The 24571-nt window shown below is 44.3% G+C and carries 24 protein-coding genes and 1 tRNA gene; 6 read left to right on the top strand and 19 right to left on the bottom strand.

Annotated features, from left to right (window positions below):
* Positions 1 to 73: 73 nt before the first annotated feature.
* On the top strand, positions 74 to 751 hold the full coding sequence (locus tag SALWKB2_RS08940) for a phytanoyl-CoA dioxygenase family protein (RefSeq protein WP_038649729.1): 678 nt from the start codon (positions 74 to 76) through the stop codon (positions 749 to 751).
* Between the two features lie 201 nt (positions 752 to 952).
* Here the strand turns inward: SALWKB2_RS08940 and SALWKB2_RS08945 are convergent, their stop codons facing one another.
* On the bottom strand, positions 953 to 1750 hold the full coding sequence (locus tag SALWKB2_RS08945; protein WP_025331334.1) for a C40 family peptidase: 798 nt from the start codon (positions 1748 to 1750) through the stop codon (positions 953 to 955).
* A gap of 406 nt (positions 1751 to 2156) precedes the next feature.
* Complete coding sequence (locus SALWKB2_RS08950; RefSeq protein ID WP_025331335.1) at positions 2157 to 2885, bottom strand: OmpA family protein; 729 nt, start codon at positions 2883 to 2885, stop codon at positions 2157 to 2159.
* Between the two features lie 466 nt (positions 2886 to 3351).
* On the opposite strand from SALWKB2_RS08950, the gene SALWKB2_RS08955 reads away from it, so the two are divergent.
* Positions 3352 to 4302 carry a CysB family HTH-type transcriptional regulator gene (locus tag SALWKB2_RS08955; protein WP_025331337.1) on the top strand — a complete coding sequence of 317 codons (951 nt, stop codon included), beginning with the start codon at positions 3352 to 3354 and terminating at the stop codon, positions 4300 to 4302.
* Between the two features lie 77 nt (positions 4303 to 4379).
* On the opposite strand, the gene fabG is transcribed toward SALWKB2_RS08955, so the two are convergent.
* From fabG to SALWKB2_RS08995, 8 genes are all read right to left on the bottom strand, one after another.
* Positions 4380 to 5123, bottom strand: coding sequence for a 3-oxoacyl-ACP reductase FabG (fabG, locus tag SALWKB2_RS08960; RefSeq protein ID WP_025331338.1), 744 nt, complete (start codon positions 5121 to 5123; stop codon positions 4380 to 4382).
* Between the two features lie 11 nt (positions 5124 to 5134).
* Positions 5135 to 6079, bottom strand: a complete 945-nt coding sequence (fabD, locus tag SALWKB2_RS08965; protein ID WP_025331339.1) for an ACP S-malonyltransferase — start codon at positions 6077 to 6079, stop codon at positions 5135 to 5137.
* 38 nt (positions 6080 to 6117) lie between these two features.
* On the bottom strand, positions 6118 to 6981 hold the full coding sequence (locus tag SALWKB2_RS08970; RefSeq protein WP_025331340.1) for a hypothetical protein: 864 nt from the start codon (positions 6979 to 6981) through the stop codon (positions 6118 to 6120).
* Between the two features lie 24 nt (positions 6982 to 7005).
* On the bottom strand, positions 7006 to 7968 hold the full coding sequence (locus SALWKB2_RS08975) for a beta-ketoacyl-ACP synthase III (RefSeq protein WP_025331341.1): 963 nt from the start codon (positions 7966 to 7968) through the stop codon (positions 7006 to 7008).
* Positions 7969 to 8047: 79 nt separating this feature from the next.
* Entirely contained in the window at positions 8048 to 9067 is a 1020-nt protein-coding gene (gene plsX, locus SALWKB2_RS08980; protein ID WP_038649732.1) for a phosphate acyltransferase PlsX, read from the bottom strand.
* Positions 9068 to 9076: 9 nt separating this feature from the next.
* Positions 9077 to 9604: a phosphoribosyltransferase gene (locus SALWKB2_RS08985; protein WP_025331342.1), complete on the bottom strand. Its 528-nt coding sequence runs from the start codon at positions 9602 to 9604 to the stop codon at positions 9077 to 9079.
* 163 nt (positions 9605 to 9767) lie between these two features.
* Positions 9768 to 9947: a 50S ribosomal protein L32 gene (gene rpmF, locus SALWKB2_RS08990; protein ID WP_025331343.1), complete on the bottom strand. Its 180-nt coding sequence runs from the start codon at positions 9945 to 9947 to the stop codon at positions 9768 to 9770.
* A 32-nt stretch (positions 9948 to 9979) separates the two neighbouring features.
* Positions 9980 to 10483 carry a YceD family protein gene (locus tag SALWKB2_RS08995; RefSeq protein WP_025331344.1) on the bottom strand — a complete coding sequence of 168 codons (504 nt, stop codon included), beginning with the start codon at positions 10481 to 10483 and terminating at the stop codon, positions 9980 to 9982.
* Positions 10484 to 10534: 51 nt separating this feature from the next.
* Here SALWKB2_RS08995 and SALWKB2_RS09000 point away from each other — a divergent pair, with 51 nt between their 5' ends.
* The 4 genes from SALWKB2_RS09000 (at position 10535) to SALWKB2_RS09015 (ending at position 13617) form a co-directional block, all read left to right on the top strand.
* Positions 10535 to 11125, top strand: coding sequence for a Maf family protein (locus SALWKB2_RS09000; RefSeq protein ID WP_025331345.1), 591 nt, complete (start codon positions 10535 to 10537; stop codon positions 11123 to 11125).
* Positions 11122 to 11835: an SAM-dependent methyltransferase gene (locus SALWKB2_RS09005; protein ID WP_025331346.1), complete on the top strand. Its 714-nt coding sequence runs from the start codon at positions 11122 to 11124 to the stop codon at positions 11833 to 11835. Before SALWKB2_RS09000 ends, SALWKB2_RS09005 begins: the two co-directional genes overlap by 4 nt.
* A gap of 82 nt (positions 11836 to 11917) precedes the next feature.
* Positions 11918 to 11994: transfer RNA gene (locus tag SALWKB2_RS09010), tRNA-Pro, on the top strand.
* Positions 11995 to 12330: 336 nt separating this feature from the next.
* Complete coding sequence (locus tag SALWKB2_RS09015; protein ID WP_025331347.1) at positions 12331 to 13617, top strand: dicarboxylate/amino acid:cation symporter; 1287 nt, start codon at positions 12331 to 12333, stop codon at positions 13615 to 13617.
* A 145-nt stretch (positions 13618 to 13762) separates the two neighbouring features.
* On the opposite strand, the gene metG is transcribed toward SALWKB2_RS09015, so the two are convergent.
* The 9 genes from metG to SALWKB2_RS09060 form a co-directional block, all read right to left on the bottom strand.
* On the bottom strand, positions 13763 to 15820 hold the full coding sequence (metG, locus tag SALWKB2_RS09020; protein ID WP_025331348.1) for a methionine--tRNA ligase: 2058 nt from the start codon (positions 15818 to 15820) through the stop codon (positions 13763 to 13765).
* Between the two features lie 100 nt (positions 15821 to 15920).
* A complete protein-coding gene (locus SALWKB2_RS09025) occupies positions 15921 to 16484 on the bottom strand; it encodes a ubiquinone biosynthesis accessory factor UbiJ (RefSeq protein ID WP_025331349.1) in 564 nt (187 codons plus the stop codon).
* The gene (locus SALWKB2_RS09030; protein WP_025331350.1) at positions 16478 to 17083 is read right to left on the bottom strand and encodes an LOG family protein; all 606 of its coding nucleotides are present in this window, start codon (positions 17081 to 17083) and stop codon (positions 16478 to 16480) included. Before SALWKB2_RS09030 ends, SALWKB2_RS09025 begins: the two co-directional genes overlap by 7 nt.
* A 63-nt stretch (positions 17084 to 17146) precedes the next feature.
* Entirely contained in the window at positions 17147 to 18223 is a 1077-nt protein-coding gene (pheA, locus tag SALWKB2_RS09035) for a prephenate dehydratase (RefSeq protein WP_025331351.1), read from the bottom strand.
* A 70-nt stretch (positions 18224 to 18293) separates the two neighbouring features.
* Positions 18294 to 19517 carry a multidrug effflux MFS transporter gene (locus SALWKB2_RS09040; RefSeq protein ID WP_025331352.1) on the bottom strand — a complete coding sequence of 408 codons (1224 nt, stop codon included), beginning with the start codon at positions 19515 to 19517 and terminating at the stop codon, positions 18294 to 18296.
* Positions 19518 to 19552: 35 nt separating this feature from the next.
* A complete protein-coding gene (gene argF, locus SALWKB2_RS09045) occupies positions 19553 to 20551 on the bottom strand; it encodes an ornithine carbamoyltransferase (protein WP_216353325.1) in 999 nt (332 codons plus the stop codon).
* A gap of 10 nt (positions 20552 to 20561) precedes the next feature.
* Complete coding sequence (gene dapE, locus SALWKB2_RS09050; RefSeq protein WP_180297654.1) at positions 20562 to 21719, bottom strand: succinyl-diaminopimelate desuccinylase; 1158 nt, start codon at positions 21717 to 21719, stop codon at positions 20562 to 20564.
* A gap of 119 nt (positions 21720 to 21838) precedes the next feature.
* Positions 21839 to 22897: an alanine racemase gene (gene alr, locus SALWKB2_RS09055; RefSeq protein ID WP_025331355.1), complete on the bottom strand. Its 1059-nt coding sequence runs from the start codon at positions 22895 to 22897 to the stop codon at positions 21839 to 21841.
* Positions 22898 to 23154: 257 nt separating this feature from the next.
* Positions 23155 to 24411 (bottom strand): D-amino acid dehydrogenase, encoded by a 1257-nt coding sequence (locus SALWKB2_RS09060; protein ID WP_025331356.1) that lies wholly within the window; start codon positions 24409 to 24411, stop codon positions 23155 to 23157.
* Positions 24412 to 24571: the final 160 nt, after the last annotated feature.

A 24571-nucleotide genomic window follows, 5' to 3' on the forward strand; every position in this document is an offset into this window, starting at 1 on the left:
GATCTACCTAATCCTGATAAAAATGGAATATATCAATATTAATTCAGATAAACAAATACAAACGGAAAATATAATGAAAATACGTGATTATTTTGAACATAATGGTTACGCAGTTATCAATGATTTAATTACTCCTCAGCAATTAACAGATATAGAACAACAATTAGAACAGATTAATTTAACTACTGCCGGCAGTCGTGAGCTTCTGACACAACCATGGTGTCAGATACTTGCTAACAATTTGAAAAATAATACTCAGCTTACTTCCTTGCTCCCAATAAACCCGGTGGCTATCCAATGCACATTATTCAAAAAATCTACCGATAAAAACTGGCTGGTACCTTTACATCAGGATTTAAGCATAGCAGTCAGACATCAGTTTTCTGATACTCAGTTTACTGGCTGGTCTCATAAACAAAATATGTTATTTGTACAACCTCCTGCACAATATATGCAGCAACTGGTAGCTGTGAGGCTACACATAGATGATTGCCAGCACGAGCATGGTCCGCTTAAAGTAGTTGCCGGTACTCATCAGTATGGAAGAATCAATGAATCAACGCTACCACAGCTTCGAGACCAAAAAGGCGAGCAGGAATGTACCCTGTCGAAAGGAGGAGCTGTTATCATGCGACCACTTATTGTGCATTCTTCCTCAAAAGCTATTCAGACTAATGGCAGACGGGTACTACACTTTTTATACGCGCCCGGAGATTTGGCTGAAATTATTCCTTTTCAATTCTGTATTTGATTCTCTCAGCACAACTACTCAGGATTCAGATATAACTCATTTCAAAACGAATACTATTAATTTTTATAATAAATTTAATCTATTGAAAGCAAAAAATACATATTTATTATTCATTAAATCAAATACGTTTAATTACTTAACTTATTTGATAAATAATTTGATTATATCCTCCATCAGGCAGATATCTGGAGTTTATCAATATTAAATATCTGCCAGGGAACAATTGCGCTGCCATAAAGAGGTTTTACAGCGTAAATGACCAATATACTGTAATGGATATAATGGTACAACTGAAGGGATATCACCGGCACGCATATGTAATAAATCCCCGGGAGCAACCCATTCAGCCGGCGTTTTGGTTAAAGGCAATCCTGCATAATTATAGGCAGCGACAACCAGTTGCGAACAAAAGTAACGATCTGAAGAAAAAGGCGTTACCTGTACTACAGCCATGGTATTCAGGCACAAATGGCGAAAAGCTCGCGGAATAACTGGCAATTCACACACTTTACGGGTAACTGTATAAGGTGTCTGCTTGATAATCCCCATATAATTATATTTCCCGCCAGCCTCTGCTCTGGCAAATTCACGGATTTTTTCAGCCTGTAAATCATTCAGCTGCGGATGGCGATAAACGGCCAGTAACGGACTTTCATCAACGCTTTCAGCCAGAGACATAATATGCACACCACCACCCACGGCTTCTGCTATTTCTCCATCTCCTAAATACAAAAATGCATGGCTAACCGAAGTATTACCAAACAAGCGCAAAACACGGGAATTGAGACTTGAGTCGGCAGAAAATAAAATATCACCTCTTTGTAAATCCATCGGCTGAACCAATACTACTCCTGTCTGTGGCGCAGTATTTTGTCGCTGAAATTTTACTGATACATGTTTTTTTTCACCCGAAACATTAGGAACTCGCTGAAACTGTGCGGTACAGGCAAAAAGTAAATTACAGCATAAAATTAAAAACAGGAATTTAAAAAATTTCATAGATGAAATGATTTTATATTTTACTGAATACTTATCATTAAATAGATTTAATGTTTACTTAGTTATAAATGAATATGCCATTTTTATTTATATATTATTTGTATATTCGAAAAACCGTTACTATTAAAAATAATGAACAAATAATTCATATCAATCATATTTTATTTTTACCAACATGCATATTAACACTTTATTAATAATTATTCACTTATATGAGAATATTTTAAAGTAATACAATTCTGATGATTTTAAATTGATACCAGCTCATCCAACCTATTATTGTCAAATAAAACTATCAATTTTCTATACAAAGGATATACAGATATTCTGATTTCTTTAAAATTTTTATTGGCATAAAAAAACCCTGCTTTAAGCAGGGTTTTTCATCAATATAAAATTAGAAAAATTATCTAACTTTTTTAGCTACCTGAGTGCGGATTTTCACATCTACACGGCGATCAGGTGCAATACATTCGATTAAAGCAGTACGTTTCTTAGCAGCTGAAACTTTCTTGCCTAATTTAGCAACTTCACGCTGACAAGTTTCAGTCATGCGGGCTTCAGATTTACCCAAGCCGACTGCTGAAATTTTCCCAGCAGGAACGCCTTTAGAAACCAGATACTGAGCAACAGTATTAGCACGACGATCAGACAAAGTCTGATTATAAGCATCTGAACCTTTAAAGTCGGTATGACCTTCAACACGTACAACCTGTACGCTGCTGTCTGCCAGACGGGTAGCCAACTGATCCAGAGTATCGATCGCTTCAGGACGCAGGGTAAATTTATCAAAGCCAAACAGGAAGTTAGCAGACAAAGATACTGTTTCATCAACAAATTTAGGTGCTTCTGGAGCAGCCTGTGCAATTGGGTGACCACAATTGTTACCCAGAGTTGGTTCTTGATCGTTGTTGAAACGGTTCTTCACACATTCAGGTGTACCATCGGCACCATTTTCGCGGGTGACGATAATTTCGCCAGTTCCTTTTTCAGGAGCAGAACTGGTAGTATAGCCATTGTAAGCACCAGCAGGTTCACCGGTCCAGTCGGCACCCGGTACAACACCATTGGCAAAAGCGGCAGTTGAAGCAGCCATAGCAACGATCAATGCGCTCAATTTTAGCTGTTTGGTCATGTTATTCCCTCATCAAAAAATTTGTTATGTGCTGATTCAGCCTGAAATTCGTCTGATCAATACACAAATACCATTTACAGGCCGCTCAAACCGGGCGGGTAGCTTGGTAAATCAAGTCTATACTATAAAAAACCGCAGCATAAACTGTCAATATGCAAACTACCAAGGCGAAGCTGCTAGACGACCCGCTTCCTAACTGTGCATCATGCCTAAAAAATAGCTTTGTGTCACTTATTTACAACTAAATTCACGCGTTTACCCTAATTAAGTTGCATGAAAACAACAAGCAAGCTTCTATTATCTTAAGGGTCTGCTACAGGTGGATTAACGTGTAAAAATGTTAAGCTTAGAGTGAAAGTGTTCCATGTCAGAATGGGTAAATTGAGTTATGATGCAGATAAAGAAGCTTTTTTGTTGTATTTGAGCGACAGTTAAAAACTCCAAACCTAAAAGGGGCTGAAATACTATGAAGCTGCAACAGTTACGTTATGCAGTTGAAGTTTATCGTCAGAATCTGAATGTTTCAGAAGCAGCGGAAGTACTGTTTACTTCTCAGCCTGGTATTTCCAAGCAAATACGCATGCTGGAAGAAGAACTGGGCGTACGGTTATTTATTCGCCACGGGAAACGCATGGTTGCAGTGACAGCTCCGGGAAAAATTGTTCTGGAAACTGCCGAGCGGATTTTACGTGAAGTACAGAATATTAAAAGTATTGGTACAGAATTTGCCGACCAGAATATTGGATCCCTGACCATTGCCACCACACATACATTGGCCCGATATGCTCTGCCAAAAATTATCTCAGCGTTTGTTGAATGTTATCCGCAGGTACAGCTGAGCATCCATACAGCCAGCCCTAAAGCCATTAGTCATATGGTGCTGGAGGGAGAAGTAGATTTTGCCATTGGTATGGAAATGGAAAGTGAGCATCCTGAATTACGCAAATTGAGCTGTAAAGCCTGGAATCGCAGTATCGTAGTTCCTGATAATCATCCTCTGCTTGATTTAAAGCGGCCATTACGGCTCGAAGACATAACAGCTTATCCGCTCATCACTTATGATATTGCTTTCGCTGAACAATCTAAAATCGCCCGTGCTTTTACTCAGGAAGGCTATCAGTTACCTAGAGTTAAACTGGCTTCAGCCGATACGGATGTCATTAAAACTTATGTTGCTCAGGGACTGGGTATCGGATTGCTGGCCACCATGGCTTTTGACAGTAAACAAGATGAAGGTTTACAGCAGATTAGTGCAGAACATCTGTTTGAACCTTCCTTTATCCAGATAATACTCAGACAGGATGTTTATCTGCGTGGTTTTGGCTATGAGTTTCTGGCCTTATTCGCTCCTGGGTTAACACGGTCGCGGATTGAATCTGCCCTGTATTCTTCTTACGAAGAAGATTTTTCAATTTAATAGTATTTATCCCCGATACAAAACAAAGCCATTTTTATCAGATGATAAAAATGGCTTTGTAAATACTTTAACTGATATCAGGGCATCAGCATTCCGCCGTTCACATGCAGCGTCTGTCCGGTAATGTAACGAGCTTCTTCACTAGCCAGAAACAAAACTGCGGCGGCCACATCTTCTACAGTTCCAAAATGATTCAATGCCGTTTGCCCAGCAAAAAAATCACGCTGCTCTTGCGGTAAAACTTTTGTCATATCGGTTTCGATAAAACCAGGAGCTACACAATTTACGGTAATCCCGCGCGAGCCCACTTCTCGCGCCATTGATTTACTGAATCCGACTAATCCGGCCTTGGCAGCAGCATAATTAGCCTGACCGGCATTACCGATAAAACCAACTACAGAAGTTACATTGATAATCCGACCCCAGCGTGCTTTCATCATACTGCGAGTGACTGCTTTGCTGGCACGGAAAGCAGATTTCAGATTAATTTGCATGATTTCATCCCATTCTGATTCTTTCATGCGCATCAGCAAATTATCACGGGTAATACCGGCATTATTAACCAGTATGGCAATATTACCGATATTACTTTCAATGTCGGCAATCAGATTTTCAATACTGTTTTCTTCAGCGATACGTAATTCCCGCCCTTCTCCGCCAAAATCAGCCAGTGCTTCATTGATGCTAGTCACACCTGCAGCAGAAGTGGCTGTACCAATTACTTTAGCACCTTTTTCTGCCAGAAAACGGGCAATAGCGGCGCCAATTCCACGGGTAGCACCAGTTACCAGCGCAATTTTACCTGTTAAATCCTGATTCATAACTTATTCCTTTAGCTATCAACATGTGCAGCAATAAAACTTTCTATGCTTTGCACACTGGTTAATGCAACGCAACTGGCGCTCTTATCAATCCGTTTAGCCAGTCCGGCCAGCACTTTACCCGGACCGCATTCAGCAAATTCTGTTATTCCGTCAGCCACCAGTTTGCTTACTGTTTCAGTCCAGCGCACAGGTGAATATAACTGCTGTACCAGAGCCTGTTTAATTGTTTCTGGTTCTGAATGCACCGCAACATCAACATTATGCAATACCGGAATTTGTGGCTTTGAAATATTGATCTGCTCCATGGCCGCTGCCAGTTTGGTTGCAGCTGGTTTCATCAGACAGCAGTGTGAAGGCACGGATACTGGTAACGGCAGTGCACGCTTGGCACCGGCCGCTTTAGCCAGCTCACAGGCACGATTAATGGCAACAGCAGTTCCGGCAATCACTACCTGACCGGGTGAGTTATAATTTACGGCTTCGGCCACTGTACCGGATAATTCATTTTGTGCCTGTAAACATACCTGACGCACGATATCATCATCCAGTCCCAGTATTGCGGCCATGGCACCCTCTCCGGCTGGTACAGCTTCCTGCATTAATTGTGCACGCAGACGAACCAGTTTCACAGCATCATGAAATGCTAGGCTGCCGGCAGCGACCAGCGCAGTGTATTCTCCTAAACTGTGCCCGGCCAGCATCACAGGTAACTGACCATGCAATTGCTGATATACACGCCATGTGGCAATGCCGGCAGTCAGCATCAGGGGCTGAGTATTAACGGTTTCGTTCAGGGCTGTGCTGTCTTCCCCGTTCATCAATGTCCATAAATCCTGATTAAGTGCTTCTGATGCCTGTTCAAATGTTTCTTTAACAACTGGCATATCATTAAAGCCGGACATCATATTGAGACTTTGTGACCCCTGTCCGGGAAAGAAAAAAGCAATACTCATGATCTTCCTTGAATTGAATAAAACTAATGTCCGGACATTTATTGTGCCGGAGGCTGATTGGTCTGTAATGGCTGTTCGTGGTGCAGAAACATTTTGGCACCTGCCGGGGCACCTATTGCGTAAGCAAGATTAGCTTCCAATGACTGGGCAAAAGGCCCCTGATAGATTTTGTTACCCATATGAGTCAGGTTAGAGCGTGCATCAACATAAATCTTACCGCCTAACTGATTCCATAAGTGGCAAAAACTAAAATCTTCAGATAAATAACGCTTCGTCACCGGATCAACAAGACAATCGTAAAAGCGATAGTGATATCCCCTATCAGTAACACCGATAGAATCAGGCTGATATTGCAACTCAGGATAAGCTTCCATCAGCCGGATAAATACTTCCCGCTTGATAACCATAAATCCGGTCGGTGCCTCTGGCAGCTCAATAAAGCCTTCATCATCTACCTGTACATGCACCTCATGATTAGTATCTGCCTTACTGATATTGATGGTATAGCGAGTATAAGCGGCATTAAACTGCTGCTGGGTCATATGCTCAGGAATACCTTCATCCGGCCATGACTCACGCTTGAGCGGATAAACACCTGCAACAATATCGCGATCTGCCAGCAGCAGACGCTGAAAAGCTTCCGGTGAAAAACCGATATCAGTATCAATCCAGCATAAGTGCGTCCATTCCGGATGCGACAGAAATTCTGCAACACAGTTATTCCGTGCACGGGTAATCAGACTTTCACCCTGATGCATAAATACCTGTATTGGAAAACCTGCACTGGTATGCGCAGCAACTAAAGCCAGCAATGACTGTACATAATTACCAAAATACCGCCCGTCATGACTGGGCGACATTACAACCGGATACATATTGGCTAACGCAGATTGAGATAGCATAATCCGATCCTGATAGGAACAATATTAATATTTTAAGGTAACCGCACCCCAGGCAAAACCACCTCCGATACCTTCAAGCAACAAGGTCTGACCGCGCCTGATCCGACCGGATTTAATTCCCTCATCCAGTGCCAGCGGAATAGAGGCAGCAGAAGTATTGCCCTGCTCAGCAAGGGTAACAATAACTTTATCCATTGATACACCAAGATGGCGTGCAGTAGATTCGATAATGCGCAGATTGGCCTGATGCGGAATAATCCAGTCTATATCAGACGGCTGTAAACCGGATTGATCAATGACTTCTTTTGCAATATTGGCCAGCGCTTTTACTGCAAACTTATAGACAGCCTGCCCGTCCATATACAGATAGGGTGAACCTTCAATTTTTCCTGCTGCAATTTTTCCCGGTGTTTGCAGAATATGACTGTAATTACCATCAGCCTGTAATTTGGTATGGATGATACCGCCTTCCTGTTCGGAAGCACCCAGAATAACTGCACCGGCACCGTCACCAAACAACACACAGGTACGCCGGTCACTCCAGTCAAGCAGACGACTGAATGTTTCCGCACCGATAACCAGTGCCTTACTGGCCATACCGCTTTTAATATAAGCATTGGCAGTAGCCATGGCATACATGAATCCAGCACAGACTGCCTGAACATCAAATGCCGGACAGCCAGAAATGCCCAGTTTATTCTGCACAATGCAGGCAGTAGCAGGAAATGTCATATCCGCAGTTGAGGTAGCCACAATAATGAGATCAATTTCATTGGCATCAATGCCTGCGTCGGCCAGCGCAATCTGTGCTGCAGAAACAGCCATATCACTGGTCTGTTCATTTTCTGCGGCAATATGACGTGCTTTGATACCGGTACGCGTTGCAATCCACTCATCCGAGGTATCAACAAATTTGCTCAGGTCATCATTAGTCAGGCGGCGTGCAGGCAGGTAACTGCCTGTACCCAGAATATGGGCATTCAGCATGGCATAATCTTTAATTTACGGCAAAGAGCATATTTTAAAACAAAGTCGTTTGACTTGTCTGCCTTTGCAACAAGGTGATTTATTCTTCCAGTGCAGCCAGCTGACGTACAACACCGGCCTGGATTTTAGTGATTGAATCTGCCTTAATGGCTTTATAAGCTTCCTGCAGGGCAAAACAGAAACCTGTAGCATCCGTACCGCCATGGCTTTTAATTACGACACCACGTAATCCCAGAAAAATGGCACCATTAAAACGCCTCGGATCAAGACGCCGCTTAAATCCCTTTAATGTTGGTAATGCAATTAATGCGGCCAGTTTATTAAACCAGCTGCGGGTAAACTCTTCTTTAACAACTGAACCAGCAAATTTTACCGCTCCTTCGATACTTTTGAGCATTGCATTACCGGTAAAACCATCAACTACCAGCACATCAACTTCAGCTGTAAAAATAGAATTACCTTCAACATTGCCGACAAAATTCAGATCACTGCGTTGTAAAAGCTGATGAGTTTCTTTAGCAGCCGCATTACCCTTGATGTCTTCGGTACCGACATTAAGTAAACCTACTCTTGGCTGCGTATTTTCAGGAAACAGTGCCGCCACCTGCTGGCTACCAACAATAGCAAACTGCAAAAGCTGGGTGCTGCTGCAATCGACGTTGGCACCCAGATCCAGTACCAGTGTCATATGATTATTGCGTCCGGGCAGGAATTTAGCAATTGCCGGACGATCAACACCATCAATGGTTTTCAATACAAAGCGGGCAGTTGCCATCAGTGCTCCGGTATTGCCGGCCGATACAGCTGCCTGTGCCAGACCTTCTTTAATCTGGTTGATGGCCACACGCATCGAAGAATCTTTTTTATTCTTGAGCGCAGAAGTCGGTTCTTCATCCATGCCTACCACTTCACTGGCCGGACAAATGGTAATCCGCTCCATGGAAGCATTAGCTTTTTTTAATACATTTCTGATTTTGGTTTCATCACCAACCAGAATCAGTGCAGCGTCAGTTTGCTGCTGTAAAAATGTCAGCGCTCCCGGAATGGTTATATCCAGACCGAAATCGCCGCCCATGGCATCTACAGCAATAGTTTTCAGGGTCATAGATCATGCCTCTGATGTAGCTTGGGCTGCAACATGCTCATAGTGCTCATCAATATCAAGCGCATCCCAAGGATAGTTAATCCACCAGTCATCAACCTGTATTGCACTATAAAAAGGTAAATCTGCCGGCAATACCCCTTTTTTGGGTTTGCGCTTTTCATGCAGTACTGCTACCCCGAGATGCTGGAATCCTTCATGCTGTAATTCGCGAATACAGTATTCGAGCGTAGCCCGGCTGTCATCCACTTCATCAACAATCAGTAGTTTTTTGTTTTTTAATTTTTCGTCAAAACCATTGGTCCACTGTATTTTCTGCGGCTGGTCAGTCGGGCAGTCGTTAACGTCATAATAAGACAAAGTAACAGTATATACAGGAATATTCAAAAAACTACGCAATATACGTGCCGGAATAAATCCACCACCACCGATAGCGATCATTGCATCAAATGAATGCTCTGATTTCTGAATTTTTTCTGCCAGCTGTTTAATGGCACGATGTATGTCTTCGTAGTTATACCAGATTTTTTTCATGGGAAACCCGAGTCAGTGTAAAGCAGGCCATTGAGGCTGCCGGGAAAGTGGAAGCAGTTTATTTTAGCAGGATAATTACCCTGCTAATATTGGATACAAAAAAGCCAGTGATTGCAGATGCAATGTCTGGCTTTCATACGTATTGAATAATCAAAGGTGTAAATTATTCACCTTTGGCTTTGACTACTTTACGTCCGCGGTACATACCGTTTGGAGAGATGTGGTGACGCAAATGTACTTCACCGGTAGTGGTATCAGTAGAAACCTGTACAGCGGTCAGACCATCGTGTGAACGGTGCATACCACGTTTTGAAGGTGATTTTTTGTTTTGTTGAACTGCCATGTTAAAGCTCCTGGGTAATGTAAGTTAATTCGTTAGTGGCCGCTTTTCAGTCCTGCCAGTCTGGCAAAAGGATTACCTGAGTCTTGATTGGTTTGGGTTGCCAGAGTGTGATCACAGTCTTCATGTCGCGGTGCAACCGGAATAGCCATTAAAATCTGGTCTTCCAGCAGTGCAGCAAGATTATATTCTGCACTCCATACCGCGCCTTCAAGTGTTTCATCAGCGGCCATGGCCTCGTCCAGCAACTGTTCGCTGGTAAACAGCACCACATGCGACTGGTCATTCAGCGCCCAGGAAACTGCCTGTAAACAGCGCTGACACACCAGTTCCAGCTGACCTTCCACACTGATGTCGAGAAAAGGACGCTGCCAGCGGTCAATACCACCGCAAACCTGATACTGGATAATGCCTTCGCGTTGCGCTAAAAGTTCATGCGACCAAACCCGCCGGTCAAGTGCCTGAAGCTGCAATTGACCGCTGCGTTGCTGCTGTTCACGTGTGAACGTGGCCGTATCAATCAAAATAGGGTCTAACATAAACGGCGGATGATATAATTTAAACTTTATAATGTCAATGAGTTCGCACTTATGCCAAGAGAGAAAAAGTTGATTCTGGCTTCCAGCTCCCGTTTTCGCCAGCAACAACTTCAGCAGTTAAACATCCCTTTTGACGCGGTTAAACCTGATTTTGATGAAACGCCACTTTCTGCTGAAACCGCACCACAAACAGCGTTGCGTTTGGCCAGCGGCAAAGCATACTCTCTAGCCAGTCTTTATCCGGATGCTCTGATTATCGGTTGCGATCAGGTTGCGCTATGTCGCGAGCAGCAACTGGGCAAACCACTAACCGTAACAAAAGCACAACAGATGTTACACTATTTGAGTGGTCAGCAAGTGATATTTTACAGTGCACTTGCGGTACTGAACGCTGCTGAAAACCGCCTGCATCAGCATATTGATGAAACACGCGTCATGATGCGTTCACTGACTGAGGCGCAGATTAAGCATTATCTGAGTCGTGAACCGGATGCTGTACATTGTGCCGGCGCGGCAAAAAGTGAAGGATTAGGCGCTTTACTAATTAAACGCATCGAAAGCACCGATCCGAATGCACTGATTGGTTTACCGGTTTTTCGTCTGGTGGATTTTCTGCTGGCAGAAGGAATGAATATTTTATGAGCAGTCCTGTACTCTATCTGATCCCGACACCGCTGGGAAATGCGGATACACCGTGTCTGCTTGCGCATGAACAAAAATGCATTGTTAACCTGACTGACTTCGTTGTTGAAGCAGAAAAAACAGCACGGGCTCATTTAAAAGCCTTCGGTGTGCAAACACCGATTCGTGAGCTGAATCTGTGCACTTTGAATGAACATACTCCTGAGCGGGATATTGCTAAGTTATTACAACCTTTGCAGGCCGGTCGCAGTATGGGATTACTCAGCGAAGCCGGCTGTCCGGCTGTTGCAGACCCGGGAGCCCAGCTGGTGGCACTGGCACATCAGGCCGGGTTTACTGTAATGCCGCTCGTGGGACCGTCCAGTATCATGCTGGCTCTGATGGCTTCTGGCGCCAACGGACAGTGTTTTGCTTTCAAAGGTTATCTGCCTGCTGAAAAAAACGCACGTATTGAATGTTTGCATACTCTGGAAAAGCGCTCACGACAGGAAAATGAAACTCAGCTTTTTATTGAAACGCCTTACCGTAATGATGCTTTACTGGCTGATGCCATAGCGACTTTACATCCTGAAACCCGTTTGTGCATTGCTGCAGATTTAACTATGCCGACCCAAACTATTATTAGTCAGAATATTGCAGCATGGCGAAAAATGCCGGCATTGCCACTGCTGAAAAAAAGACCATGTCTGTTCGTTGTTTATGCCGGATAATTGTAACTGATATTTTTTGAAATTAATTTGCGCTTCACTCTTGTCAATGTCTTCGTCGCTGCCTATAATGCACAACTTCTTTCGGAGTGTAGCGCAGCCCGGTAGCGCACCTCGTTCGGGACGAGGGGGTCGAAGGTTCGAATCCTTTCACTCCGACCATATTTTACAAACCGTCTGCTTATTTCAAGCAGACGGTTTTTTTATAACTAAAATAAATTTATTTTGAATGAAATTATCTTAAATTAAATAATATAAATTATTTTTTACTTCAAAAACACGATAGAAAATTATCGTCAATTCCTAATACAACCATCTATTTTTCTATAAAAAATTTTCTTATCATACATCCTTTTGTCTCATGGTTCTTATTTAGTAATTAATAATGCTTTTCTGTTAAGTTATGTAGGCTTTATAATCAGCCAATTATGTTACATCCTACTACATAATAACGTTAAAAAACTGTAGCCTTTAAACACAACCCATTGAAAGGTAAACATGTTACCACTCGAAATTGAGGAAATGAATCCGCCACCGAAAAAACAGCGCTGGTATCAGATCCTATATGTACAGGTAATTATTGCCATTATTATTGGTATCTTACTTGGCAACTTTTTCCCTACTGTTGGCGAAAGCATGAAACCTTTAGGTGATGCTTTCATCAAATTAGTGAAAATGATCATCTCCCCAGTTATTTTTCTTACCGTGGTAACCGGCATCGCCGAGATGACCAATATGAAAACCATGGGGCGGGTCGCCGGCAAGGCTATGGTTTACTTTCTTACTTTCTCTACTCTGGCACTGGCTATCGGGCTGGTCGTGGCCAATATTGCCCAGCCGGGACATGGTCTGAATATTGACCCGAGCTCACTGCAAAGTGCCAAGGTAAACGAATATGTGCAGAAGTCCCATGAATCCAGCCTGACCGGCTTTCTGATGGATATTATTCCGACTACTGCCATGAGCCCGCTAACCAATGGCAATATTCTGCAAACTCTGTTTATTGCTATTCTGTTCGGTATTTCACTGGCACTGATTGGAGAAAAAGCCCGCCCACTGATTAATATATTTCAGGATTTATCGGCACCCGTTTTCAAAATGGTATCTATTCTGATGCGTGCAGCCCCGATAGGTGCATTTGGCGCCATGGCTTTTACCATAGGTAAATACGGTATTAGTTCTATTGGTAATCTGCTCTATCTGATTCTGACTTTTTATATTTCTTCCGTTCTGTTTATTCTGATTGTTCTGGGTGCTGTAGCCCGTTATAACGGTTTTTCGATTATCAAGCTGGTCAAATACATTAAGGAAGAACTGTTACTGGTACTGGGTACTAGTTCATCTGAAGCCGCCCTGCCCACACTGATGCAGAAAATGGAAAAAGCTGGCTGCAAAAAATCAATTGTCGGATTGGTAGTACCAACCGGTTATTCGTTTAATCTGGACGGTACCAATATTTACATGACCATGGCGGCATTATTTATTGCACAAGCATGTAATATTGACCTGACACTGGAACAGCAAATACTGCTGTTACTGGTTGCCATGTTAAGTTCAAAAGGCGCCGCAGGTGTAACAGGAGCAGGATTTATCACTCTGGCTGCAACCTTATCGGTAGTACCTTCTGTACCGGTGGAAGGAATGGCACTGATTCTGGGTATTGACCGATTCATGTCTGAGTGTCGTGCTCTGACTAATCTGGTAGGTAATGCCTGTGCCACTATTGTGGTTGCGCGCTGGGAAAAAAGCCTTGATGAAGAACGTTTACATGAAGTACTGAAATAAGCACTTCATACAGCTTAAAATTCTGCTTACAGAAATCTGATTTCCTTATACCAGGTGATGAGATTAACCATCTCATCACTTTTTTGATTCATAAATAAAAAACCAGACCAGCAATATTAGCTGGTCTGGTTTTTCAGCAAGATAATCAGCCGACCTTCATACCCGGTTCAGCCCCACTATCCACATCCAGTAAAAACAGTTTGCCATTACCGGCTGCTGAAGTAATCATCCCTTCAGACATGCCAAATTTTGCCATTTTACGCGGCGCAAAATTGGCTACCACAATGACCATTCTTCCAGTCAGTTTTTCCGGTTCAGGATAGCTGGCGGCAATACCAGAGAATATTGTGCGCTGCTCAAAACCAAGATCAAGCTGAAATTTGAGCAGTTTGCTACTGCCTTCGACTTTTTCGCATGTCAACACTTTGGCAACACGCATATCGATTTTCATAAAGTCATCAAATGAAGCCGTATCTGCCACAGGCTCATACTTTGTTTCAGCAGCAGTCTCAACTGTCTGAATATTCTGCTGATTCGCGGCAATCAGGTCATCAATCTGTTTCTGTTCCACCCGGTGCATCAGATGCTGATATGCATTGATGTGATGACCGGCAGGTAATAAGGTTGTACTATCAGCCCAGCTTAATGGCGCCACATTCAGAAAAGCGGCTGCTTCTGTAGCAAGCTTAGGCAATACTGGTGACATATATACGGTCAGAATACGGAAAGCATTAATCAGTTCACTGCATACTTGCTGTAAACGTGTCTCCTGTCCTTCCTGTCGCGCCAGCTCCCATGGTTTGTTGGCATCGACATACTCATTCACCACATCAGCTAATGCCATGATTTCACGTAAGGCACGCGCATACTCACGTGCTTCAAAGCTGGCAGCAATATTTTCACTTTGCGCCTGTAGCTGTGGTAACAGCTCGCTGTTGCTAACATCAGCCAGTGTTCCCTGAAAGCGTTTGCTGATGAATCCGGCAGCACGTGCGGCGATATTTATGTATTTACCAACCAAATCACTATTAACCCGGGCGATAAAATCATTCAGATTTAAATCCAGATCTTCAATTCTGCTATTGAGTTTGGCTGCAAAATAATAACGCAGCCATTCGGGATTCAGTCGCTGCTCAAGATAGGAATGGGCTGTGATAAAAGTACCGCGTGATTTGGACATTTTCTGTCCGTCTACCGTGAGAAAACCGTGTGCAAATATGCCTGTTGGTGCCCGCAGATTGGCGTATTGCAAAGTAGCCGGCCAGAATAATGCATGAAAATATAAAATATCCTTACCGATGAAATGATACATTTCGGTATCAGTATCAGCACAGAACCACTGATCAAAATCAATGCCCAGACGTTCACAAAGGTTTTTAAATGATGCCATGTAGCCGATAGGTGCATCCAGCCACACATAAAAATATTTACCGGGAGCATCCGGAATTTCAAAGCCGAAATAAGGCGCATCACGACTGATATCCCAATCACTCAGGCTATCGTTCTGCAACCATTCATTCATTTTATTCAGGGCTTCTGCCTGCAAATGCGGCTGCTCGCGACCATTTTTCAGCTTGGTACTGCCGGCAGTCCACTGTTTCAGATAATCCGCACATTCTCCGAGTTTAAAGAAGAAATGCTCAGATTCTTTCAATACAGGAGTGGCGCCGGAAATAGCAGAATACGGTTTAATCAGTTCGGTAGGACTATAAGTAGTGCCGCATACTTCACAATTATCACCATACTGATCCTGTGCATGACATTTCGGACATTCACCTTTAACAAAACGATCGGGCAGAAACAGATTTTTTTCCGGATCAAATAATTGCTCAATAGTACGGCTTTCAATTTTTCCATTGGCTTTTAAAGCCAGATAAATGCTGCGTGATAAAGCTTTATTTTCAGGTGAGTGCGTACTGTAATAATTATCATAGCCAATACCAAAGCCGGTAAAATCAGCCAGATGATTCTGACGTACCTGAGTAATCATTTCTTCCGGTGTTATTCCCTGTTTCTGTGCCGCCAGCATGACCGGCGTACCATGCGTATCGTCTGCACAGACGTAATAGCATTCATGTCCGCGTGCTTTCTGGAAACGCACCCAGATATCAGTCTGAATATGTTCAACCATATGTCCCAGATGAATATTACCGTTTGCATAGGGCAAGGCTGAAGTAACCAGTATTTTGCGTTGTTTTGTCATGATTGATGTATCGTTAGAATCTAGTAAAAATCGTTGAAATTATACCAGAGCCGTTTCTCTGCTACAGTAACGGCTCATAAACCACTCACGTGCCGGAATATTAGTCAGTTTTCTGCTGCAAGCGGGAAATTCGGGCGGCCAGTCGGGCTGTATCATCACGTAATGTCTCGACCTGAGCAGAAAAACGTTGTAATTGCTTCTGCCCGACCACAATCGCATCACTTTCCTGTGCATAATCTGCGACCTGTGCTGCAATATTCTGACCAATAGCGCAGCCTTGCTGATAGAGACTCTCCAGTTCCAGCGCCACCTTTCCGCCCACAGCATCACCAAGCAGTCTGGCCAGATCGTCACGCCAGTCATACCGCAATGCCTGTATAAGCGGCAAAATCGCCATACCAAAAGTACGGTCACCAGTAATTTGTACGTCACCCACTCCCGGCTGTACACCACTGAGCATTTTAGTCAGAGCTGTCGGAGCGATAATAATGGTGGTTTCAGCTTCGGCAGAATCTTCCTGCCAGAATCCTTGATCATCAATGCGCCCTTTAAGAGTCAGCATAGGCAACACCAGCGCTACAACCCGTTGCCGGTATTGCTGCCAGCGCACTTTAAGTTCCACATTCTGCTGGATAAGGTGATTAAGTACAGCTAAGGTCAGCATAAAGTTTCTCTGGTTTGCTGCGCCCATTGCGGAGTAACCCATTTAACTGCATCACGCGGCTGCCAGAGGCGCATTTGTTCCAGCAGCTCCGCTGGTTTGGCGGACTGACAAAGTAAATCCATGTTTTCCGGCGGCATAAAACCGGCAGTGACTGTATTTTGCAGCATTTGAATTAAGGGATCAAAGAAACCGGCTACATTCAGAATTCCTATCGGATGGGGATGCAGTTTCAGCTGAGCTTGTGAGAGAACTTCAAACAGTTCTTCATAAGTTCCCAGTCCGCCGGGCATGGCAATAAAGCCGTTAGCCAGTTCAATCATTTTATTTTTGCGCTCGGTCATATTGGTGGTTTCATACAATTCGGTTAACCCCGGATGCGCACCTTCCAGATTTTTGAGAAAACTCGGAATAACACCAATAACTTCACCACCATGTTCCAGTACAGCAGTAGCAATCGTACCCATCAGACCAATATTGCCGCCACCATAAACCAGACGGTATCCCTGCTGAGCCATTTCCTGTCCCAGCTGCTGAGCTGCGTCGAAATAAGCTTTGTTCTGCCCCAGATTAGAACCACAATATACAACAATATTTTTCATATTTGTTTTATCTCCATGCCAGAAGTCAATGGTATCTGCTTCAGATAAATATTAACTTTGCATTTAAATCACAGCCTGCGGATAAGAACCAATTATTTTCAGAAAAGCTGAACGCTGTTGCAAGACAGCCAATGCAGCTGCCACATCCTCATTCTGCTGATGACCTTCGATATCGATAAAAAACACATATTCCCACAAACCACCACGACTGGGACGACTTTCTAGTTTTGTCATAGATACCTGATGATCTGCAAAAGGCTGAAGTAAATCATGCATGGCACCAGCTTTATTGGGCGCAGCCACAACCAGTGATGTTTTATCTTTACCGCTGCTGGTCGTAATATTCCGCCCTAATACCAGAAAACGGGTAGTATTATTTGGTTCGTCTTCGATATTCTGAGCCAGTATCTGCAACTGATAGTAATCGGCAGCCATCATTGAGGCAATGGCCGCTGCACTACTGTCTGCGGCAGCCAGTCGTGCTGCTTCTGCATTACTGGCAACAGCTATCCGGGCTACCTGCTCCGGCAGGTTTTTATCCAGCCAGTTCCGGCATTGTGACAGTGCCTGAGCATGTGCATAAACCTTAGTGATATCCTGTTGCGATGCTACAGCACGCAGTAGCTGATGATGAATGCGCAGATTGACTTCACCACAGGCTTTCAAAGGCGTGGTTAATAACAGGTCGAGACTGCGCCCCACCGACCCCTCAGTAGAGTTTTCGACAGGTGTCACCACATAATCGGCCTGCTGCGCTTCGACCAGACGGAAACATTCATCAATTGAAGTACACGGATGTGTCTGTGCAGCCTGACCGAAATGTTTAATAGCAGCCTGTTCGGTAAATGTACCCTTAGGTCCGAGATAAGCGACAGTTAACGGTCGTTCCAGTGCCAGACATTCACTCATAATCGCCCGCTGTAAACGGGCAACTGCCTGACCGGACAATGGTCCCGGATTTTGTTCCTGAATCCGGCGTAAAACGACTGCTTCACGTTCAGGACGGTACACTATGCCTTCCCCCTTTAATGTACCAATGGCCTGAGCATGAGTGGCTCGCTGGTTTAACAAACGCAGAATTTCACTGTCAATCCGGTCTATTGCGTCGCGGTGTGGTTTGAGTTTATCGTTATCAGACATAATTAGTAGTGTTATTAATAGTTTATTCGAAAAAACAAGAAAAAGGCAGCCTACTGCGGGCTGCCCGTTATTATTTATGTTTTTTTTGCCATGCGGTATGTGATAAAGCCCATAATAATACGGCACCACAACTGGTGGAAATCAGCATCATTGTCGGCATCACATGTGTCGAACCATTATGCAGCAGTGTAGTCAGCCAGCCTACAGTAGCGGCAATCAGAAACTGCATTGTTCCCAGTACAGCATTGGCACTGCCACCAATTTTACGAAAATAGCTCATGAAACACGCCTGAGTATTGGAACCAATCAAACCCTGTGAACCAATTGAAAACATAATCAGCAACAGTAACAGGAAGAAAGGCGGACGATCCATACTCCATACCACAATGGTTAATAATAAATTACAGCTTAACTGCAACAGCACACCGCCAAGCAAAATGTTGCGAGCCGGCGTAGTACGCAGACGATAGGCTGTTACCCGGTTAAACAGCATCATAGTAATCACATTGGCACCAAAGGCCCATGAATACTGATGCGGGCTAAGACCATATATATTCATGTACAAAAAGGAAGATTCAGTCAGAAATACAAACATGGCTGCAAAAGCAGCAGTTTGAAAAAACATAAATCCCAACGCTTCGCGTTCATGAAAAACCACTGAAAAATTTTCTTTTATCTTGCGAAAAACTTTGCTATCCAATGGCTGAATATCCATTTTAACCTGTGGCATAAACCGCCATACACAAATCAGTACGGCCAGAGCATATACCAGCAGAAATATAAAGATAACCCGCCAGCCGCCAAGAGCAGCCAGTGCTGTACCCAGCATGGGCGCAGCCAGTGGTGCAGCCAGAGTAATAATACCAATGGTGGCAAACATTTTCGCGGCTTCATTGCCATGAAAGAAATCACGTACAGTTGCACCAACTGTAACAGTGGCCATACCGCCGCCCAGTGCCTGAATCCAGCGCCAGAACAGCAACTCTCCGGCTGAGTGAATAAAGACAATAGCAATAGCTGACACCAGATAGACACTCAGACCAATCATAGCAATGATTTTGCGCCCCTTAATATCGGATATTGCCCCCCCAAGCAATTGTCCGAGCGCAACACCAAACATGAAACTGGCCAGACTGCGTTCAATCTGATCAATCGGTGCATGTAAAGAAGTCGCCATTTCCGGTACAGAAGATAAATAAATATCTGTGGAAAACGGCATAATAGCCACCATTACTGACAACAATAATGCCAGATAATGCGGATTAATAGGTAACTGATTGGGGGATGTTTTCATAACCATTCTTTCCATTTACTACAGGCCTGCCCCGGTCAGGTAGTTAATAATGCTACCAATACTGCTTTAATGGTATGCATCCGGTTTTCTGCCTGTTCAAAAACAATAGAAGCAACACTTTCAAATACTTCTTCACTTACTTCGGCACCATCCAGAGAAAACTCATTAAAAAGCCACTGTCCTACCTGAGTATCGCGGTTATGAATTGCCGGCAGACAATGCATGAATTTCACTTCAGGATTATTGCTGGCAGCCATTAGACGTGCATCAACGCGGTAAGGTCTGAGCTGCTCAATCCGTTCTTTCCAGGTTTCTTTCGCTTCTCCCATTGATACCCAGACATCGGTATGAATAAAATCAGCCTGATCAACAGCTGCGGCTGCATCTTCAGTTAATGTAATCCGTGCACCGGTCTGCTTTGCAATTGAGCGGCACTGTTCTACCAGAGCGTCATTCGGCCAGAAAGCCCGCGGTGCACCAATACGTACATCCATACCCATTTTGGCACCAGCAACCAGCAAAGAATTACCCATGTTGTAACGGGCATCACCCACATAAGCATAGGCAATCTGATTCAAAGGCTTTTTGCTGTTTTCTTTCATAGTAAGCAAATCAGCAAGCATTTGCGTCGGATGGTATTCATTGGTCAGACCATTAATCACCGGAACTCCGGCATATTCAGCCAGCTGCTCAACAATTTCCTGTCCGTAACCACGATACTCAATCGCGTCATACATGCGCCCCAGAACCCGTGCAGTATCACGGATACTTTCTTTATGCCCTATCTGGCTGCCACTGCTGTCCAGATAAGTCACATGTGCACCCTGATCATGCGCAGCCACTTCAAAAGCACAACGGGTACGGGTAGATGTTTTTTCAAATATCAGAGCAATATTTTTACCAGTCAGACGCGGCTGCTCCGCTGCATTTTTCTTTTCAGCTTTCAGGCTGGCAGCCAGATCAAGCAGCGTCTGAATTTCTGCCGGCGTATAATCCAGCAGTTTTAAAAAATGTTTCTGTTTCAGCATCCCCATTAGTTTCTCCTTATGCAGCATGAGTAAAATCAGCCTGTGCCAGCTGTTGCAGCATATTCTCATAAATAGCCGATAACTGAGCTATTGCGGCAATATCCACACACTCATCTATCTGATGAATCGTGGCATTAACCGGACCCAGTTCTATTAATTCGCTGGCGATAGCCTTAATAAAGCGACCGTCTGACGTACCGCCTGTGGTAGATAATTGAGCATTCACACCACAAACACGCTCAATGGCGGCCTGTGCTACCGTAGTCAGACGTCCTGCAGCGGTCAGGAACGGTTCTCCGGACAAAGCCCACTGCAAATCATAGTTTAAATTATATTTATCCAGTATGGCATGTACCTGCCGGCGCAGACTTTCCGCTGTCGATTCCGTTGAGAACCGGAAATTAAACTGTACGGTAAGCTCTCCGGGAATTACATTAGTAGCGCCTGTACCAGCATGAATATTGGAAATCTGAAATCCGGTAGGCGGAAAATAAGCATTTCCGTCATCCCAGTGCGTGGCAGTTAGCTCAGCCAGTGCCGCAGCAGCCAGATGTACCGGATTGGCAGCCAGATGAGGATAAGCGATGTGTCCCTGACGTCCGTGCACCTGCAGCGTACCCGACAAAGAACCACGTCGTCCGTTTTTTATCATATCCCCCAGTGTATCAACTGCCGTAGGCTCACCCACAATGCAGTAATCAATGTGCTCTCCCCGCTCTTTTAAAACTTCGACCACACGTTTGGTACCATCGTGTCCGTCACCCTCTTCATCAGAAGTAATCAGCAAAGCCAGACGCAACGGCAATTCAGGTTGTTGAGCCAGCAAGCGTTCGCAAGCGGTCACAAAAGCTGCAATACTGCTTTTCATATCGGCAGCACCACGCCCATACAGGTATCCATCACGCTCTACAGGTGTAAACGGAGGCGAAGTCCAGCGACTTTCATCGCCGGTTGGTACTACATCAGTATGTCCGGCGAAACAAATCAGCGGCCCCTGCCGGCCGTAAACGGCATAAAAATTATCCGTTTCCCCGAATCTGAAGGTTTCAATACTGAATCCCAGTGCTGTCAGACGGCTCATCAGCAGCGGCTGACAACCATGATCATCCGGCGTGACAGATGGCTGTGCTATCAAATCTTTGGCCAGTTTCAGTGTTTCTATTTCCATTATCATAAACTCAAAAAAAATAACTTCAGGCAGCTTGAAAGGCTGCCTGAGAACATATTACATCTTTATAAACCAATTTTTCTGTCTTGCCAAACATTTACCCAATAATTGACAATCCATACCATTTATTCATACACCATTTCAGCACGTTTAACATTACACAGCAGCTCATAGGAAATGGTTCCGGCGGCGGCGGCTACTTCATTTACATTAACAACATCACCCCATAATTCCACTTCACTGCCGAGTGACTGCCGGTGGTCATCCAGTTGAACTGTCATCATATCCATGGAAACCCGACCGAGAACACAACTGCGTACCCCGTCAATTGCCACCGGTGTGCCTGTTGCCGCACGGCGTGGATAGCCGTCAGCATAGCCGCAGGCCACCAGCCCGACACGGGTTGAACGGGTAGTGACATAACTGGCACCATAACCAATCGGTTCTCCCATCTGCAAAACCCGTTCTCCGAATACTTTACTTACCAGCCGCATTACCGGCTTGAAACGGCTATCAGCACCACCCATCGGCGAAATACCATAAAGAGCCAGCCCCGCCCGTCCCCAGCCGCACTGTGTTTGCGGATAGGCCATTATGCCAGCTGAATTAGCCAGACTTACCTCACCGGGCAAATTGGCACAGGTCAGCTCAAAAGTACGAATCTGTTCAGCCGTCATGGTTTTCATCGGCTCATCTGCACAGGCAAAATGGGTCATTTTCACCACATCAGCTACCTTACTGCTTTGAATCAGAGCCTGATAGGCAGGTGCATAATCATGAGGGAAAAAGCCGGTTCGGTGCATACCGGAATCCATTTTCAGCCATACTGTTACCGGTTTCTGCCAGTCATAATCCAGTAAGCTTTCCAGCTGCCATAAATTACCCACTACAGGCCACAACTGGTAACGGTCTGCCAGAGCATATTCTTCAGCAGCAAAAACCCCTTCCAGCATGATGATCGGTAATTGTATACCTGCTTCACGCAACTGCACTGCCTCACTGATACAGGCTACCGCAAAACCATCAGCTATATCAGCCAGTGCCTGCGCGCAACGCACAGCGCCATGTCCATAAGCATTGGCCTTAACCACGGCCAGCATTTTGCCGCCGCCATGCATCTGCTTTAAAGCCAGAAAATTATCACGCAAGTGATTCAAACGAATCTGCGCAACTAACGGACGCATCATTGCTCCCCTGTTATCCTGATTATCAAATTTCATTATTTAAGCAAAGCCGCCATGCAGCAACAGCTTTCAGTAATAAAATTTTATCATTATCCCTATCTGAATTTCATATATCACCATAACTGCCAGCCGTATCAGATAAATTAATAATATATTAATATTATGATAAAAAATTTTACCGTTTCTGTCTGCCCTGACAAACGAGACAAAATAAGCACCGATAAGAGCAAAATTTACCCGAATCGTTCTTAACTTGCTTAAACATAACGAGCCAGCGATAAATCACTGGTTTCAATTTCCGGTTTAACACCACTAATCAAATCAGCCAGAATTCTTCCCGAACCCAGCCCCATTGTCCAGCCCAGCGTACCATGTCCGGTATTGATAGACAGATTCACAAAACGGCTGGCGCCTATAATCGGCGTACTGTCCGGTGTCATCGGGCGCAGACCGCTCCAGAAAAAAGCTTCCGAAGTCCGGCAGCTATCCGGAAATAAATCATTCACCACCAAATCCAGTGTCGCTTTACGTTTAGGATTCAGATGAATACGATAACCAGACAACTCAGCCATACCACCGGCACGGATACGTTTATCAAAACGCGTTACTGCTACTTTATAAGTTTCATCAATCACAGTAGAAACCGGTGCTTTTGCTTCATCGGTAATCGGAATAGTGAGTGAGTAACCTTTAACCGGATATACCGGCAAATTAATACCCAGTCCGCTCAGCATACTGCGACTAAAACAGCCCAGAGCACAAACATAATGGTCGGCAGTAAAGTACTGACCATTGGCCATAACACCCTTAATACTGCATTTATCCTGCTGTATTTCAGTAATAGCATGCCTGTAGAGGAATTTTACACCGAGATCTTCACATTTTCTGGCCAGCTCAGTAGTAAATAAATGGCAGTCACCCGTGCCGTCCTGAGGTAAATACAGGGCACCGGCCAGCTTTCCGGTCATATGTGCCAGTGCGGGCTCGTATTGGGTACATTCAGCAACACTGCTGAGCTCCTGTAAAGGCACACCGAATTCCTGTAAAACAGCCACATCAGAACGGGAATCGATAACCTCTTTTTCTGTACGGAAAATCTGTAAGGTACCTTTGCTGCGGCCTTCAAACTGAATATTTTCTTCTGCCTGCAATTGCTGTAACATCGCACGGCTGTACTCGGAAATCCGCACCATGCGTTCTTTATTAGTAGCATAGCTTCGGGCATTACAATTACGGTACATCTGCCAGAGCCATTGCAGCTGAAACAGACTGCCATCAGGCCGAAACAGCAAAGGGGAATGTTCTTTAAACAGCCATTTCCATGCTTTAGCCGGAATATTGGGTGCTGCCCACGGAGTGGTATAACCATATGATAATTGACCGGCATTGGCAAAACTGGTTTCCATTGCGGCCTGATCAGCGCGCTCCAGCACAGTGACTTCATGTCCTGCTTTAGCCAGATACCATGCAGTACTTACCCCCACAATACCGGCTCCCATAATCAGCACTTTCATAATATCCTCTCTCTGGTAATTAACCGGAATAACCTATTGGTTTAACCACAAATTTCACAAATACCTTAATTCAGTTACTTTCCCTAGTGTAAACAAAGCCTGATAGTGAATTTCACTTTATTTAAACAAAAAAATGGAGTATTTTAATAAATACTCACAT

This window comes from Snodgrassella alvi wkB2 (genome assembly GCF_000600005.1).
Classification (GTDB): Bacteria; Pseudomonadota; Gammaproteobacteria; order Burkholderiales; family Neisseriaceae; genus Snodgrassella; species Snodgrassella alvi.

Excerpts from the sequence above, each read along its gene's own strand:
- SALWKB2_RS08940 (WP_038649729.1), top strand. The coding sequence starts at position 74 with ATGAAAATACGTGATTATTTTGAACATAATGGTTACGCAGTTATCAAT.
- SALWKB2_RS08945 (WP_025331334.1), bottom strand. The coding sequence starts at position 1,750 with ATGAAATTTTTTAAATTCCTGTTTTTAATTTTATGCTGTAATTTACTT.
- SALWKB2_RS08950 (WP_025331335.1), bottom strand. The coding sequence starts at position 2,885 with ATGACCAAACAGCTAAAATTGAGCGCATTGATCGTTGCTATGGCTGCT.
- SALWKB2_RS08955 (WP_025331337.1), top strand. The coding sequence starts at position 3,352 with ATGAAGCTGCAACAGTTACGTTATGCAGTTGAAGTTTATCGTCAGAAT.
- fabG (WP_025331338.1), bottom strand. The coding sequence starts at position 5,123 with ATGAATCAGGATTTAACAGGTAAAATTGCGCTGGTAACTGGTGCTACC.
- fabD (WP_025331339.1), bottom strand. The coding sequence starts at position 6,079 with ATGAGTATTGCTTTTTTCTTTCCCGGACAGGGGTCACAAAGTCTCAAT.
- SALWKB2_RS08970 (WP_025331340.1), bottom strand. The coding sequence starts at position 6,981 with ATGCTATCTCAATCTGCGTTAGCCAATATGTATCCGGTTGTAATGTCG.
- SALWKB2_RS08975 (WP_025331341.1), bottom strand. The coding sequence starts at position 7,968 with ATGCTGAATGCCCATATTCTGGGTACAGGCAGTTACCTGCCTGCACGC.
- SALWKB2_RS08985 (WP_025331342.1), bottom strand. The coding sequence starts at position 9,604 with ATGAAAAAAATCTGGTATAACTACGAAGACATACATCGTGCCATTAAA.
- rpmF (WP_025331343.1), bottom strand. The coding sequence starts at position 9,947 with ATGGCAGTTCAACAAAACAAAAAATCACCTTCAAAACGTGGTATGCAC.
- SALWKB2_RS08995 (WP_025331344.1), bottom strand. The coding sequence starts at position 10,483 with ATGTTAGACCCTATTTTGATTGATACGGCCACGTTCACACGTGAACAG.
- SALWKB2_RS09000 (WP_025331345.1), top strand. The coding sequence starts at position 10,535 with ATGCCAAGAGAGAAAAAGTTGATTCTGGCTTCCAGCTCCCGTTTTCGC.
- SALWKB2_RS09005 (WP_025331346.1), top strand. The coding sequence starts at position 11,122 with ATGAGCAGTCCTGTACTCTATCTGATCCCGACACCGCTGGGAAATGCG.
- SALWKB2_RS09015 (WP_025331347.1), top strand. The coding sequence starts at position 12,331 with ATGTTACCACTCGAAATTGAGGAAATGAATCCGCCACCGAAAAAACAG.
- metG (WP_025331348.1), bottom strand. The coding sequence starts at position 15,820 with ATGACAAAACAACGCAAAATACTGGTTACTTCAGCCTTGCCCTATGCA.
- SALWKB2_RS09025 (WP_025331349.1), bottom strand. The coding sequence starts at position 16,484 with ATGCTGACCTTAGCTGTACTTAATCACCTTATCCAGCAGAATGTGGAA.
- SALWKB2_RS09030 (WP_025331350.1), bottom strand. The coding sequence starts at position 17,083 with ATGAAAAATATTGTTGTATATTGTGGTTCTAATCTGGGGCAGAACAAA.
- pheA (WP_025331351.1), bottom strand. The coding sequence starts at position 18,223 with ATGTCTGATAACGATAAACTCAAACCACACCGCGACGCAATAGACCGG.
- SALWKB2_RS09040 (WP_025331352.1), bottom strand. The coding sequence starts at position 19,517 with ATGAAAACATCCCCCAATCAGTTACCTATTAATCCGCATTATCTGGCA.
- argF (WP_216353325.1), bottom strand. The coding sequence starts at position 20,551 with ATGGGGATGCTGAAACAGAAACATTTTTTAAAACTGCTGGATTATACG.
- dapE (WP_180297654.1), bottom strand. The coding sequence starts at position 21,719 with ATGATAATGGAAATAGAAACACTGAAACTGGCCAAAGATTTGATAGCA.
- alr (WP_025331355.1), bottom strand. The coding sequence starts at position 22,897 with ATGCGTCCGTTAGTTGCGCAGATTCGTTTGAATCACTTGCGTGATAAT.
- SALWKB2_RS09060 (WP_025331356.1), bottom strand. The coding sequence starts at position 24,411 with ATGAAAGTGCTGATTATGGGAGCCGGTATTGTGGGGGTAAGTACTGCA.